Origin of the sequence: Cellulomonas dongxiuzhuiae, assembly GCF_018623035.1 — a bacterium.
GTDB classification, from domain to species: Bacteria; Actinomycetota; Actinomycetes; order Actinomycetales; family Cellulomonadaceae; genus Cellulomonas; species Cellulomonas dongxiuzhuiae.
The window spans coordinates 3,147,163-3,160,624 of the sequence record NZ_CP076023.1 but is presented as its reverse complement, the minus strand read 5'-3'; the positions used below and the strand labels follow the sequence as shown (position 1 = coordinate 3,160,624).

Below are 13,462 nucleotides of genomic sequence, written 5' to 3'. Positions count from 1 at the left end.
CGACCGCGCGGCCGTGCTCGACCACGGCCCTCCGGGCACGGTCCTCCTGCGCGGAGCGGACCGTCAAGACCTGCGCGTCACCGGGCGCGGGCGCTCGCGGTCCGTCGTGCGGCGCGCCCGTACCCCGGTCACTCCCGCCCCATCGCCCCCGCATCCAGCAACCGGCGGTACCCGCCGTCGGCCACCGCGGCGAGCTCGTCGTGCGGACCCTCCTGGGCGACGCGGCCGTGCTCCAGGACGACGATGCGGTCGGCGTCGCGGACCGTCGACAGCCGGTGCGCGATCATCACGACCCCGGCGCCGGCGAACAGCGTGGCCATCGCGGCGCGGACGCGCTGCTCCGTGGCGGTGTCCAGGTGGGCGGTCGGCTCGTCGAGCACCACGAGCGCGGGGCGCCGGAGCGCGGCGCGGGCGATCGCGAGGCGCTGGCGCTCGCCGCCGGACAGGCGGTGTCCCTTCTCGCCGATGACCGCGTCGAGGCCGTCGTCGAGCCCGCGCACCAGGTCACCGAGGGCCACCTGCTCGCACACCGCGAGGAGCTCCTCGTCGGTGGCGTCGGGGCGCGCGTAGCGCAGGTTCTCCCGCACGGAGGCGTGCAGCACGTACGGGTCCTGCGGGATGTACGCGATGAGCCCGGCGCGCTGCTTCTCGTCCAGGTCGGCCAGCGGCCGGCCGTCGACCTCGACGACACCGCTGTCCGCGTCGACGAGTCCGGCGATCACCGTGGCCAGCGTGGACTTCCCGGCGCCCGACGTCCCGACGACCGCGACGACCTCGCCGCGGCCCACCGTCAGGTCGATCCCGTCGAGGGCATCGGCCTCGACGCGCACGCCCGCCTCGGCGCGCGCGCCGTCGTCGCCGGACAGGCCGACCAGCGGCAGCCAGGGGATCGACAGCGCGTCGCCGGCGTGGGAGAGGCCCTCGATCGAGTACGACGACACCGCCGGGTACCGGAACCTCAGGTCACGCGTCCGCAGGGCGGGCGCCGGAGCGGTCCCTCCGTCGTCGGCGTCCGCCGTCGGGCCGTCGGCCGTCCCCGTTGCCGGGGCCCTTGCCGCCCGGTCGCGTTCCGGCTCGGTGGCGAGCACCGCCTCGACCCGGTCGAGCGCGATCGACGAGCGCATCCGGGGGTAGCGGGTGTTGAGCAGCCGCTGCACCGGTGCCTGGAGCTGCTGCAGGTAGAGCACGATGAGGATGACGCTGCCGACGGTCACGTCCTGCTCCGTCACGAGCCACACGCCCATCGCCAGCGCGCCCGCGGTGATGAGCACGAACGCGGTCCCGTAGCTCGCGCCCGACGTCGCGGCGGCGCGGCTGATGCCGGTGGACAGGCCGGCCAGCGCGGCGGACCGCTCCTGGAAGGTCGCCTGCTCCCGGGCGGTCTGCCCGTTCTGCCGCGCGAGCACGGCGCCGTCGCGGCTGACGAACGTCTCGGCGGTCGACGACAGCTCCTTGACGACGTCGAAAGACTTCGCGATGAGCTCGTTGATCCGCGCCTCGGCCTTGCGCACGTACGCGATGGCGACCGGGATCACGACGAGCAGCAGCACCAGGCGCGGGTCGATGAACGCGACGATGACCAGGGACGTGGCGATAGTGGTGACGCTGGAGACCACCACGGGGATCACCGAGGTGTACATCTCCTCGGCGCCGTTGACGTCGTTGGTGAGGCGGCTGACGACTGCGCCGGGCCGGACCGTCGTGTAGAAGTGGATCGGCATCGTGGTCAGGCGCCGGAACATCGCCGAGCGCAGGTCCGCGATGACCAGGCCCGCGGCCGCGGTCGCGGTCACGCTCGCGGCCCACGTCGACCACACGCCGAGCAGCCCCAGCCCCGCCATCCCGGCGATCTGTCCGAAGGCCTGCGCCGTGCCGGTCCGTCCCTCGATCAGCCCGTCGACGACCGCCCGCAGCAGGAGCACCTGGAACAGCGGCGCGACCCCGCCGACGACCTGGAAGACGTACGACACGACGAACCGTCCCCGGTGGGCACGGACCATCTCCTGGACACGCGGCGTCCCTTTCGCGGTGTCGTCGGGGCGCCTCACGGCCGGTCTGCCCAGCGGTGCGTGGCGATCGTGGGCCTCCTCGTCCGGGCGGCGCCGCACGCCACAGGTACTGCTGGTCAGCGGAAACCGGACCATAGCGTCCGGACCGGGACGAGGGACAGGGTTTTCGCCCGGTCTCAGACCCAGATCGCGGCCGGCCACCCGTCGGAGAACACCTCGGGCGGATCCGGGAGCGCCAGCGCGTCGCCGACCGCCCGGCGGCGCGCCGTCCAGGCCACGGCGGCTGCGTCCAGCACGTCGTCGGCGCCTGCCCCGGGTCGTCTGACGGGCTCGCCGAGCCGGATGCCGTGGGCGCGCAGGGTGGCGAGGCGCTCGTCGAGCCCCGCGCGCGTGGACTTGGCGTGGGCGAGGCTCGCGCCGTTCATCTCGGCGAAGCTCACCTCGGGGTGCACCTCGATCGCCGGGCACGGCGCCCGGCGCGCCCAGGCGTCCACCTCGAGCACCTTCGTCCGCAGGGCGTACGCCTGGATCGAGATGCCCGTGCCCGCGCGCGAGCGGTTCACCGCGACGGCTTCCGCGTGGGTCGCCGCCAGCAGCGCCTCACGGACCGGGGTGGTGAACACCGACGACGACCGGGCGCCCACGCGCCTGCGGGCCAGGGAGTCCGCCTCGCGCCGGCCGGCATCGGGCAGGCCGATGGGGATGTCGATGCCCACGACGTCGAGACGGGCGTCGCGTCCGGCGACGTCGACGAGCTCGTCGATCCGCGGCGCCACGTGGACGGCCACGTCGTCGCCGGCCAGGACCACCCCGACCCAGCCGCGGGGGCAGCCGTCCACGCCGAGCACGCGCACGGCGTCGGGACCGCCCGCCCCGACCGCCCGGTCGGTGCTCGGCGCCGGCGGCAGGTCGTCGCGCGTCGACGTGGGGTGGTGACGTACCGCGTCGAGGACGGTGTGCCACTCCGCACCCAGGGACCCGCCGCCGGCGAAGTAGTCGTGCCGTTGCAGGAGGAACGCCCACCCGCGCAGCAGGTCCACGCCGCACCAGGAGGGCGTGCGGCCGGTCGAGGCGAACTCGTCACGGGCTGGCTGCAGGAGGCGCTCGAGCGCACCGGGGTCCGAGGTGAGCCGCTCGTAGCCGTTGTAGGACATGGCCCAGCGGATCGCCGCCGTCGTGTCGTCAGCCGAGGGGCCGTCGGCCATCGTGGTCCTCTCGTCATCCAGTCCCGTGCGGCGGACGCTACATGGCGAAGGTCGCGGGGGTGGGGGACCGGCAGCTGCAGGGCACAGGGCGCCGCAGCAGCGCGGCTGGACCGGGCAGTGTCATCCGGCCGGTGGCGTGTCGCGGAAGGTGCCTGCCGTCCGCGCGTCTGAGCGGGCAGCCCCCGCGAAGGCGCCGCCGGAAGCGGTCAGACCGGACCGAATAGCGTATAAACGTCATGAAGGGCGCGCGAGCCCCGGACGGAGCTCTCGAACGAGAGTCCGCGGGGTGAGTCGTCGGTGACGTGAAGTCCGGGGGGACATGATGACGGGTCGACGTCTGGCGCGCTGGGGAGCGAGCCGCTGCGCAGCGGTCGCGGTGTTCGCAGGCCTTCTGCTGGCGCTCGGCGTCGCTCCGGCACCGGCGATCATCATCCTCGACCCGCCCCCCGTGACGCCCGTCGACCTTCCGGCCACCGACCTCGTCATCGCCACGCCTCCGAACGCCGTAGGTCAGAGACTCACAGGGTTCCTGCCCCCGGTGGGAGCGACGTTCGACCCGACGGCCGGCTACCCGAGCGGCAACCCCACGGGCTACGACCCCGGGAACCCCAGCTTCGCCGGCACCGGGCGGGTCGCGGTCGAGGACACCGGCGAGATCCTGCCGTTCTACTGCGTCCAGAGTCGCGTCGGGACGTTCTCGGGCCTCGGGTACACGAACACGACCTGGGCCGAGTCGAACGTGCAGAACACCGGCTACGTCGCCAGGATCGTCAACAGCTACTACCCCGTCGTCCCGACCGAGCCGGCCGCTGCCGCGAACGACAACCAGCGCGGAGCAGCCGTCCAGGCCGCGATCTGGTTCTTCACTGACGGCTACATCGTCTCCACGGCGGACCCGGTCAGACCGCTGGTGGAGTCCATCGTGGCCGCCACGCTCCTTGCCGGCCCGCTGGCGGAGCCGTCACCGCCCGCCATCGCGATCACGCCGGCGTCCGCCAGCGGCGCGGCGGGCGCCCTCGTCGGACCGCTCACGGTGACCGCCACGGCGACCGACGGCGCGCCGACCGACGCCACCCTGGACATCCCCGCCGGCGTCACCGCGTACTCCGACGCCGCGGGCACGGTCGAGGTCGCGAGCGGTGCGCCGGTCGCGTCGGGCACCCAGATCTGGTTGCGCGGCACTACGCCCGGAACGGTGTCCCTCGGCGCGACCGCGACGGTCGACGTCCCCGCCGGCACCATCTACCTCTACGACGGGAACACGCCGGGCCAGGCGGCCGCCCAGACGATCATGCTGGCGCAGACAGGGAACATCAAGGCGGACACGACCGCCGCGGTCGAGCTGTTCGCGGCGGGCTCGCTGGTGGTCGACAAGACGATCGCCGGGGCCGCGGCGGGCGCGCAGGGCGAGGTCGTCCTCGACGTCGCCTGCACGCTGGACGGGACCCCTGTGCTCGGCCAGAGCATCACCCTCCCCGCAGGCAGCCCCGCAGGCACGACCTCCAGCAGGTACGACGGGATACCGGTCGGCAGCGCCTGTACCGTCACGGAACCGACCACCGGGCAGACGGCCGCCCTCGGAGTCGTGACGGCCAGTACCGGTGACGTCACGATCACGGCCGACACCGACGCGGTCATCACCGTGACGAACACCTACGACCCTGCCCGGAACGCCGGATCGTCGGACGGGGCGCCGGCACTGGCCGTCACGGGCGCCGACTTCTCGCGCCCGCTGGCCGCGCTCGCCGTGGGCCTGCTGGTTGCCGGGCTCGCCCTGGTCGGTGCCTCGCGACGGTGGGGCACCCGCCGCGGGTGATGCTCTCGCCGGCACGGGTCCCCGAGGTCTCCCGGGGTCGCCGCGTCGTCGCCCGCGTGGCGTGGCACGCGCCGCACCACGCGGGCGAGGTGGTCACTCGATGTCGGAGAAGACCCCGGTGAACGGGGTCCCGCTGCCGACGAGACGCTGGCGGCAGGCCGCGCTCGAGCGCGAGGCCTACGAAGCGGCCGTCGACCAGGCCGACCCGCTCGATGCGCTGGCGCGCCTCGCGGAGTTCATCGGCACGGTGAGCTGCATGCCCTGCGTCCGCCGTTGCGCGTTCATCAACGCCGCCGCCGAGACGCCCGACCCCGACGACCCGGTGCGCATCGTCGTCGACTCCCAACGCCGTTGGACCCACGACCTGTTTGCGGCCGGGCACCACGCGGTACACGGTGACCCCGGTCGGGACGGGCTGCGCTGAACGCCGGCGTCAGGCTGGTTCCCGTTCGACGGTGAGCAGGTCGAGCCTGTCGCGTCGCTCCAGGGCTCGTGATCCGACGATTCAGGGCCCCGCCCACGCCACAGGCACTCAGGTCGGAGAGCGACACTTGCCCCCGACCCCGCCAGCGGGGCGTCGAGACGTCGGAACGGAGGAGAGGACCACCATGTCGACGCTGTCCCAGCCCGCCCGTCAGGCGCTGAGCGTGCTCGTCGAGGCGCACCTGAGCGCGTTCGGGAAGACGTACGTGAAGGCGCGTCTGCGTCACGCCCCCCCGCGCCGGGCGTACGCCCTCGCCACGGTGGTCGCGCTGGGCCTCGCTCCCGCACCCACCATGCGCGGCCCACGCCGCGAGTGGGCCACGGCGTGCGAGGAGGAGCTCATGGTGCGCCGGGCGCGCAGCGTCCTCCGCTGACCGTCGACCACGGCCCGGGCTCCGCCCTCGGGCCGCCGACCGCGGCGCAGGGCTTCCGGGCCCCGTCGGCGTGGGCCTCGGGATCGGTGCCCTGCGCCCGATCCGGCAGCGCGGCACGCGCGGACGCGGAGGTCGGTGCTCGACGGGCTGGTCACGGGGTCGCGGTAGCCGCCGCCCGACGTCCGGCGAGCAGCGCGGCGACCCCGGCGGTGAACACGACCCCGGACGCGGCGAGCGCCGCCGGCTCGTCGGCGGTACGCAGCACGGCCGCGCCGACGGCCGCGCCGGCGCCCATGGCGAGCACGGCGAGGGCCCGGTCGCGCCACTGGGTGCGGGTCTGGTGCCCGCCGCCGAGGCGGCTCTCGCGCGTCACGTTGGCCAGGGTGCTGGTCACGACGACCGTCGTGATGTCGGTGTTGCCCACGGGTCTGGCAGCCGCGACCTGCGCGCCCATGAGGGCGGCGAGCACCGCGGTGAGGGCGATCTCGGCCGGGGCGTGCAGGTGGCCGATCGCCGTCCACGCCGCGACGAGCACGAAGACCAGGGCCGCCCCGACGCCCAGCAGCACGCGCTGCGCGTCGGCAGGCCCGCGGGGTGCCCGGGCCCCACGACGCGCCCGCCGAGGACGGAGCCGAGGGCGAACCCGGCGAGCACGAACCCGTTGTTGAGCAGCGGCATGTCCGGCACGCCGACCAGTGCGAACGCGAGGAACAGCACGTTGCCGGTCATGTTGCCGGTGAACACGCCGTCGAGGGCGAGATAGCTGACGGCGTCGGTCGCGCCCGTCGCGGCGGTCAGCAGCAGCAGGCCCGAGGTGAACAGGCCGCCGGCGGTGGGGCGGCGCATCAGGTGTCCTTCAGCAGGGCGTGGATGGCGGTGAGGTGCACCGCGAGCGGGCCAGCAGCTAGAAGGAGGGCCCAACGCAGCACTGATGGCAGGCAGGTCGCGCCGTGGACTGCGGACTCCGAGGTGTTGAGCAAACGCAGGAAACTGCCGATACCGATCTCAGGCTCTGGAGGTGTGGTGGACGAGGAACTTGCTAACGAGCGGGTGTGGCATGCCTACGTGGACCGAGCAGCGGAGAGGTTTCTCGACCAGCAACTCGGTCCACGACAGGAACGTGCGGGCGCTGACGCGTTTGCAGCCGCCGCGCTTGCGGCGCACGCCGAGAGGCGAGCGGGTGAGGCCCTCGAACGATCGCTGGACAAGCAGCACTTCGTCGGCCGGATCGACGACGTGGCGGGCGAGGCCATATTCGTAGGTCGCTACCTCGTCCGTGACGACGGGGACCGACCTCTCTCCCACCGACGCGTCGTCGACGGCATCGCAGTAGTCAACTGGCAGGCGCGTGCAGCCAAACCGTTCTACACGGCCCGCCCCGGGGCTGATGTGGGCGTCGCGCGCCGGCGCCGATTCACGTTCGCAGACGGCACGGTCGCTTCATTCTCGGACGAGAGCTTCCTACCGGTCGTGCAGGACTCGGCACCGGCGATATCACCATCTCGAGCTCAATCGGGCACATCTGGCGCGCCTATTGCCGATACATCGGGCGGGCACCCGGACTCCTGGGACCAGGGCGGCCACGGACAGATGGACGCACTCCTTGCCGCACTTTCGCGCGGGCGTGAGCGTCACATGCGCGACATCGTGGCAACGATCCAGGCAGAGCAGTACGAACTCATGGAGCGCCCAGGACGCGGCATTCTCGCGGTCCAGGGGGCGCCCGGGACCGGCAAAACTGCCGTTGCTCTGCACCGGCTCTCGATGCTGCTGGTTCGCGACCCGCAGTTGTCCCGGACTGGCACGCTGCTGCTCGGACCGAGCAGCCAGTTCCTCGAGTACGTGGCACGCGTGCTACCGGATCTCGGCGACACCTCCGTTGATCAACGCACGATCGAGAACCTCACCTCGATACCGACGGCTCTCGAGGATGAGCCGTGGCCGATAGCGCACCTGAAGGGTGACGCTCGCATGGCACAGGTATTACAGCGCGCCGTCGACCTGCACGTGCACCTGCCCGACCGCCCGCTCGTCGTCCAGCTTGCCGACCATCGGCTCGAGCTTGGTCGAGGAGAGCTCGCTGACATCCTCGATGGGGTTCGCGCCGATGTGCGGCGTCATGACCAGCGTCGGTCGTTGTTCCTCGGCAGGGTGGTTTCAAGGCTGTCAGACGACTACATCGCGGCCATCGGTGGATCTGGTCGGCTCAAGTTCAGCCCCGTGCCGAATCCAATGAGCGCTCTTGAAGCGCTACCCGCGATCCGCCAGCTTGTCGAAAACGCGGTTCTACAGATCTCGGCCGAATCGGTCCTGGCCGACCTGTGGACACGGTCGGAGTTCTTGGTTAGGGCAGCCGACGCAATCCTGGACCCATCAGAGGTCCGTCTTCTGTGGTCCTGGGTGGATCGAGAGTGGGACCGCGATCGGTCGGCGGCGTCCAAGCCCGGGTGGGCGCGCGGTGATGTGCCGCTGCTTGATGAGCTTGCTGCCCTAATCGCGCACGACTCCCGGGCCGAGGTCTGGGGCCACATCGCTGTGGACGAGGCGCAGGACCTCACGCCGATGGAGCTGCGGCTGATCGGCAGGCGGGTGGCGACGGGCGGCGGGATCACCCTGCTCGGCGACCTCGCCCAAGCCTCCGGCCCGTGGACCCCGACTAACTGGCGCGACGTCGCGTATCACCTGGCCGTCGACGGCGCCGTGACCCTCGCTGAGCTCCGGATCGGATTCCGCCTCCCCACACGCGTGCTGAAGTTGGCGAACTCGATCCTTCCCTACACGGGCGCCGACGTTCCCGTCGGAGTCGCGGTTCGCGACGAGCCCGACGCGCTGGCAGACATCGCCGTGGCAACTGATGGCGGGGCCATCGAGCAGTCGGTCGCTGTTGCGCTGCAACGAGCAGGCTCTGGCCTTACAGTCCTGATCGGCACCGCATCGACGCTCGCGATGATCCCCCGCTCGGGCCGGGAGGCGTGTCATGCCGCCGGCGTCGAAGTCCTCGAGCCGCAGGAGGCCAAGGGACTCGAGTTCGACCACGTCATCACCCTCGAGCCTGAGTCGATCGTCGCTTCGGCGCCATCTCGTACGGCCGGCGCGCGGCTGCTCTACGTGGCAGTGACACGTGCCACCCGGAGTCTGACGATCGTGCGAAGTTCCGCGATGCCATTCGAGGAGGCCGGTACGGCTGCGCTGCACGCCGCGGCGGCAACGCCAGAACAAGGCCAGAACGACAGTGTGGCGCCAGAGAAGCGATCACGGATCACAACCTGGCTCTCGCGCGGGCGCTCATCTTGAGTGCGGTCCGAGCGCAGCCTTCGAGGGTGGCGGCGACGGTTTCGCGTGGGATCAACGATGGCTCCGACCGGCCAGTCAATCCGCCGCGTCGGGTGGTCCGCATTCCGGGAATCGGCGCCCCCCGTGGGATATCGAGCGACGTCCAGAGCTTCAAGGCCCGCGCCGTTGCCGCGGATGCCATGCGGAACTCCTCCACCCGCTGGGCGAGGGCTGCGACTGTTCAGAACGGGCGGCGCGCCTGGGCAGCGAGGATGTCGATGGAGGCGGTGCGCTCGGCGACGCGTCGGTGTCGCTCGACTCGGCGGCGATCAGCGCGGACGACGTCGTAACGACCTGGCCGAGGCACTCGCGAACCAGGCTGCTGTCTCCCTGGGCCCAGCCGGCGACGTACGGGACCGCGTAGGCGCTGCTGTCCATGCCGGCGTGGGTTGTGACGATGTAGGCGATGGGCTCGGCTCCGATCTCCGCCTGTCCGCGGTATCGGAGGTCGACGGCGTAGTCAGGGAATCGCGCGAAGTGGTCGGCTCGGATGTGCGCGAGGTCGTGGGCGAGGGTCTTGACAGCCTGCGCGGATGAGACGTCGTCGCGCACGCGCACATGACAGGTGCCCGGGTCGGTGTAGCCCTGGATGCCGGGCGGGCATGCACCTCGGTTGAGCGTGTACCCGGCGTCGTTGACGAGGCCGGCGAGGTGGCCCATAGATGGTCACGCAGCGCGGACTCCGTCTGATCGGCCCAGAAGTCCGAGTCCGAGACGGACCTACCGAACCCGGCCCCCACCGCCAGTCCACGGGCGCACTACCTGCGCCGGGTTCCTGACCCGAGCAGCCGCGTTCTACGCCTCCCACGGCATCACGGTCGAGAGCGTGATCAGCGACACGCCAGGAACTACCGGATCTCCCGGGATTTCCTCGAGGCGGCCGACCAACTCGGCATCCGCCTGAAGTTGATCCGGCCCTACTGCCCGTGGACCAACGGCAAGGTCGAACGCCTCAACCGCACCCTGGCCACCGAGTGGGCCTACTCACGCGTCTTCACCACCAACGCCGAACGCGCCGCCCTCTTGCCCCACTGGCTCGACCGCTACAACCTGGACCGACCCCACCTCGGCATCGGCGGCCTACGACCCATCGACCGCATCAACAACGCTGCGGGTCAGTACAGCTCGCGGCCACGGGCAGGCGCTGCCCGGCCCGCCGGTGGTGATGACGCGTCCGCGGCACGGCTGCGCGGGACGGCACGCTCGTACCCTCGCGGTCGAATGGTCCGACCGGTGTCTCGCCGTGGGTCGAGCCGGTAAAGACTACGTTTCCGAGTCCGAGAAGTCCTGTTCCTCCCGCGGGGGCGCGTCTACCTTCGGGCACATCGGCTGGACCATCCGGCCGACCGCACGGACGTCGGCGCGGCGGCACGCCGTTCCCCGGCCGGCGCCTCGGGCCCGCGACCGGAAGGCATGCGCGATGCTCCCCACGACGTCCCCCCGCAGGGCTGTCCCGGCCATGCCGTGCGGTGCGGCATGAGCCTGGGGACGACGACGGACCGCCCGACGCTGCAGCCCGGCCGGGGCGCGGTCCTGGGTGAGCACTACCTGCCCTCGCGCGTCGACGAGGTGCGCTGGGGCTGGCTCCCCAACGCCGACGCGTCCCCGGTGCTGCACGTCGCCGACGGTGCCACCGTCACCCTCGACACCGTGTCCCACGAGGGCCTGCTCCCCGACCAGGGCCGCGACCCCGCGCGCTACATCCGGCAGTTCGGCGACGTCGACGTGCTGGACGACGCCGTCGAGATCGCGGGCAGCGGGATCGCGCGCGGACCCGGGGACGGCCCCCACGTCGTCACCGGACCGATCGCCGTGGCAGGTGCCCGGCCCGGTGACGCGCTGCGGGTCGACGTCCTCGACCTCGCCCGCCGCGTGCCCTACGGGTTCGTCAGCAACCGGCACGGGTTCGGTGCGCTCGCGGGGGAGTACCCGCAGGACCGCGACTCGACGCCGACGCGACACGTCGACCGCATGATCACGAACGGCGCGGTGAGCCACTTCGCGTGGGTGGAGGAGCGCGCCGGGCGTGACGTCGGGGTCATGGACGCGGGCGGCGGGCGCACCGTGCAGTTCGCCCTCGCGCCGTTCCTCGGGCTCATGGGGACCGCGCCCGCGACGAGCGCGCCCGTGCCGTCGGTGCCGCCCGGCGACCACGGCGGCAACATCGACATCAAGCACGCGGGCGTCGGGGCCACGCTGTACCTGCCGGTCGCGGTCGACGGTGCCCTCTTCTACGCGGGTGACCCGCACTTCGCGCAGGGCAACGGCGAGGTCGCGCTCACCGCCCTCGAGGCGTCGCTGCGGGCGACCGTGCGGCTGAGCGTCGTCGCCGCGGCGGACCTGCCCGGCGTCCTGGGTGACGTGCGGATGCCGGTGGTGGAGACCGCGACGCACTGGATCCCGACCGGCATGGACCCCGACCTCGACGAGGCCATGCGCCAGGCCGTGCGCCACGCGGTGGCGTTCCTGCACGGGCGGTTCGGGGTGCCGCGCTCGGTCGCGCTGGCCTACCTGTCGGCGGCCGGCGACTTCGAGGTCAGCCAGGTGGTCGACGCGGTCAAGGGCGTGCACTGCCTCATCGCGAAGGCGGACTGGGCGGCCTGGACGTAGCCGCCCTGGTGGCGCGTCAGCCGGTGCGCGCCGCCAGGTAGCGCCGCACGGTCTCCGCCGCCACGGCGTGGTCGACGACGTCCGGCTCGCCCGACGTCGTCAGCGTGCCCACGACCTCGCCGTCGGCGCGCAGCGGCACGGACCCGCCGTGCGCCCTGAGCAGGCCGTGGTCGACGTCGGCGAGCTGGTCGAACGGCGTGCCCGCGGCCTCGTGGCGCCGGCGCACCAGCAGCGACGGCTCACCGAAGCGGTGCACGACCCGCGCCTTGCCCTCGAGCCACGGCAGGTTGCCCGCGCCCGTCGAGCCGGTCATGGCCAGGAAGACCGTCTCGCCGCCCAGCTCGACGCGCACCGCGAGGTTCGCGCCGCGCTCGCGGACCACGGCGACGGCCAGCAGGCCGAGGTCCACGGCGTCGTCCTGCGTGAACGCCGGGAGGTCGAGCCGGGGCTCGGCCTCGAGGTCGGCGACGGTGAAGGTGGGGAGCGCGGTCACGGGCCCATCCTGACGCACGTCGCCGGCGGCCGCGGCTCAGGCGGCACCCCTCACGGCCGCGCCACCCGCCGCGCGGCCCGCAGGTTCGCCTCCAGCCGGGCGCGGTCCTGCCGGGCGTGGTCGTGCCAGGCCGGGGTCCCCGGCGTGGTGCGCCACGACTCGCGCAGCGGGCTGTTGTCGACCGTGTCGTACCCGATCCGGTCGTACAGGTCCGTCACGAACGCGACGGCGTCGGGGCGCGCGAGCTGGCTGCCGACCTCGCCTGCGCCGATGATCGCGAGGGTCGTCACGCCGTGGTCCGCCGCGTGTGCGGGGCGTTGGCCACGGGCAGGCTCGCCGAGGCCAGCAGTGCGAGTGCCTCGGCGTCGCGGGTCCCGGGCTCGGGGTAGTAGACGACGAGGCGCAGGCCCTCGGCCCCGTCGACGCCGAGCCGTGCGCGCCGCAGGGTCAGCTCGCCGACGTCGGGGTGCACGAGCCGCAGGTCCGTCGTGCGCTGCCCGCGCACCTCGTGCCTTGCCCACTGGTCGCGGAAGTGGGCGCTGGCGGCCGTCAGCTCCTGCGTGAGCCGCACGAGGCCCGGGTCGTCGACGGCGCCGCCGGCGGACTGCCGCAGGCTCGCGACGTAGCACTCGGTCATGCTGCGCCAGTCGGGGAACGACGCCTGCTCGGCCGGGTCGAGCAGCAGGTCGCGCAGCTGGTTGCGCCCGGGCGTCAGGCCGGGCGACAGCGCGCGCGCCAGCCGGTTGGCCGCGAGCACGTCGAAGTACGGGCCCTCGACGAACGCCGGCTGGACGAGCGAGTCGAGCAGGACCTGCACGTCCTGCGGGACCTGCGGCACACGCGGGGCGCGCCGCCGCGGCGAGCCCGTGACCAGCGACAGCAGGTGCGCGCGGTGCGCGTCGTCGAGCTGCAGGACGCGCGCGATCGCCTCGAGCACCTGCACGGACGGGTGGCGGTCGCGGCCGCGCTCGAGGCGCAGGTAGTAGTCGGCGCTGATGCCGGCGAGCATCGCGACCTCCTCACGCCGCAGGCCCGGGGTCCGTCGCACGCCGCCGCCGGGCAGGCCGACCTGCTGCGGCGTCACCTGCTCGCGCCGGGCCCGCAGGTACGTGCCCAGGGGGTTCGTCGTCTCGCTCACC

13 protein-coding genes and 1 pseudogene are annotated in these 13,462 nt (G+C 72.8%); 6 read left to right on the top strand and 8 right to left on the bottom strand.

The annotated features are described in order from the left end of the window. Positions 1 to 128 precede the first annotated feature (128 nt). Together KKR89_RS14220 and KKR89_RS14215 are read right to left on the bottom strand one after the other, a co-directional pair. Positions 129 to 1,970, bottom strand: coding sequence for an ABC transporter ATP-binding protein (locus tag KKR89_RS14220; RefSeq protein ID WP_208196009.1), 1,842 nt, complete (start codon positions 1,968 to 1,970; stop codon positions 129 to 131). Positions 1,971 to 2,185: 215 nt separating this feature from the next. Then, complete coding sequence (locus KKR89_RS14215; RefSeq protein WP_208196008.1) at positions 2,186 to 3,214, bottom strand: DUF429 domain-containing protein; 1,029 nt, start codon at positions 3,212 to 3,214, stop codon at positions 2,186 to 2,188. A gap of 322 nt (positions 3,215 to 3,536) precedes the next feature. Between KKR89_RS14215 and KKR89_RS14210 the strand changes: the two genes are divergently transcribed. From KKR89_RS14210 to KKR89_RS14200, 3 genes are all read left to right on the top strand, one after another. Next, positions 3,537 to 5,030: a thioester domain-containing protein gene (locus KKR89_RS14210; RefSeq protein ID WP_208196007.1), complete on the top strand. Its 1,494-nt coding sequence runs from the start codon at positions 3,537 to 3,539 to the stop codon at positions 5,028 to 5,030. 100 nt (positions 5,031 to 5,130) lie between these two features. Then, complete coding sequence (locus KKR89_RS14205) at positions 5,131 to 5,454, top strand: hypothetical protein (RefSeq protein ID WP_208196006.1); 324 nt, start codon at positions 5,131 to 5,133, stop codon at positions 5,452 to 5,454. 184 nt (positions 5,455 to 5,638) lie between these two features. Continuing rightward, positions 5,639 to 5,887 (top strand): hypothetical protein, encoded by a 249-nt coding sequence (locus KKR89_RS14200; protein ID WP_208196005.1) that lies wholly within the window; start codon positions 5,639 to 5,641, stop codon positions 5,885 to 5,887. Positions 5,888 to 6,038: 151 nt separating this feature from the next. Here the strand turns inward: KKR89_RS14200 and KKR89_RS18395 are convergent, their stop codons facing one another. Together KKR89_RS18395 and KKR89_RS18635 are read right to left on the bottom strand one after the other, a co-directional pair. Next, positions 6,039 to 6,455 (bottom strand): DUF1275 family protein, encoded by a 417-nt coding sequence (locus KKR89_RS18395; protein WP_251140901.1) that lies wholly within the window; start codon positions 6,453 to 6,455, stop codon positions 6,039 to 6,041. Between the two features lie 50 nt (positions 6,456 to 6,505). After that, positions 6,506 to 6,733: pseudogene (locus KKR89_RS18635) on the bottom strand (DUF1275 family protein); the annotation flags it as partial. A 177-nt stretch (positions 6,734 to 6,910) separates the two neighbouring features. On the opposite strand from KKR89_RS18635, the gene KKR89_RS14190 reads away from it, so the two are divergent. Beyond that, positions 6,911 to 9,181 carry a HelD family protein gene (locus tag KKR89_RS14190; protein ID WP_208196003.1) on the top strand — a complete coding sequence of 757 codons (2,271 nt, stop codon included), beginning with the start codon at positions 6,911 to 6,913 and terminating at the stop codon, positions 9,179 to 9,181. Positions 9,182 to 9,331: 150 nt separating this feature from the next. Here the strand turns inward: KKR89_RS14190 and KKR89_RS14185 are convergent, their stop codons facing one another. Further along, positions 9,332 to 9,880 carry a hypothetical protein gene (locus tag KKR89_RS14185; protein ID WP_208196002.1) on the bottom strand — a complete coding sequence of 183 codons (549 nt, stop codon included), beginning with the start codon at positions 9,878 to 9,880 and terminating at the stop codon, positions 9,332 to 9,334. Between the two features lie 246 nt (positions 9,881 to 10,126). Between KKR89_RS14185 and KKR89_RS18630 the strand changes: the two genes are divergently transcribed. Both KKR89_RS18630 and KKR89_RS14175 read left to right on the top strand, forming a co-directional pair. Further along, on the top strand, positions 10,127 to 10,480 hold the full coding sequence (locus tag KKR89_RS18630; RefSeq protein WP_208196001.1) for an integrase core domain-containing protein: 354 nt from the start codon (positions 10,127 to 10,129) through the stop codon (positions 10,478 to 10,480). 216 nt (positions 10,481 to 10,696) lie between these two features. Then, entirely contained in the window at positions 10,697 to 11,830 is a 1,134-nt protein-coding gene (locus KKR89_RS14175) for an acetamidase/formamidase family protein (RefSeq protein WP_208196000.1), read from the top strand. 16 nt (positions 11,831 to 11,846) lie between these two features. On the opposite strand, the gene KKR89_RS14170 is transcribed toward KKR89_RS14175, so the two are convergent. The 3 genes from KKR89_RS14170 to KKR89_RS14160 are packed head-to-tail and all read right to left on the bottom strand — an operon-like array spanning position 11,847 to position 13,461. Then, on the bottom strand, positions 11,847 to 12,323 hold the full coding sequence (locus KKR89_RS14170; RefSeq protein ID WP_208195999.1) for a heme-binding protein: 477 nt from the start codon (positions 12,321 to 12,323) through the stop codon (positions 11,847 to 11,849). Positions 12,324 to 12,373: 50 nt separating this feature from the next. Then, positions 12,374 to 12,613 carry a hypothetical protein gene (locus tag KKR89_RS14165; RefSeq protein ID WP_208195998.1) on the bottom strand — a complete coding sequence of 80 codons (240 nt, stop codon included), beginning with the start codon at positions 12,611 to 12,613 and terminating at the stop codon, positions 12,374 to 12,376. Continuing rightward, positions 12,610 to 13,461, bottom strand: coding sequence for a helix-turn-helix domain-containing protein (locus tag KKR89_RS14160; RefSeq protein ID WP_208195997.1), 852 nt, complete (start codon positions 13,459 to 13,461; stop codon positions 12,610 to 12,612). The genes KKR89_RS14165 and KKR89_RS14160 overlap by 4 nt, the downstream gene beginning before the upstream one ends. Position 13,462 lies beyond the last annotated feature (1 nt).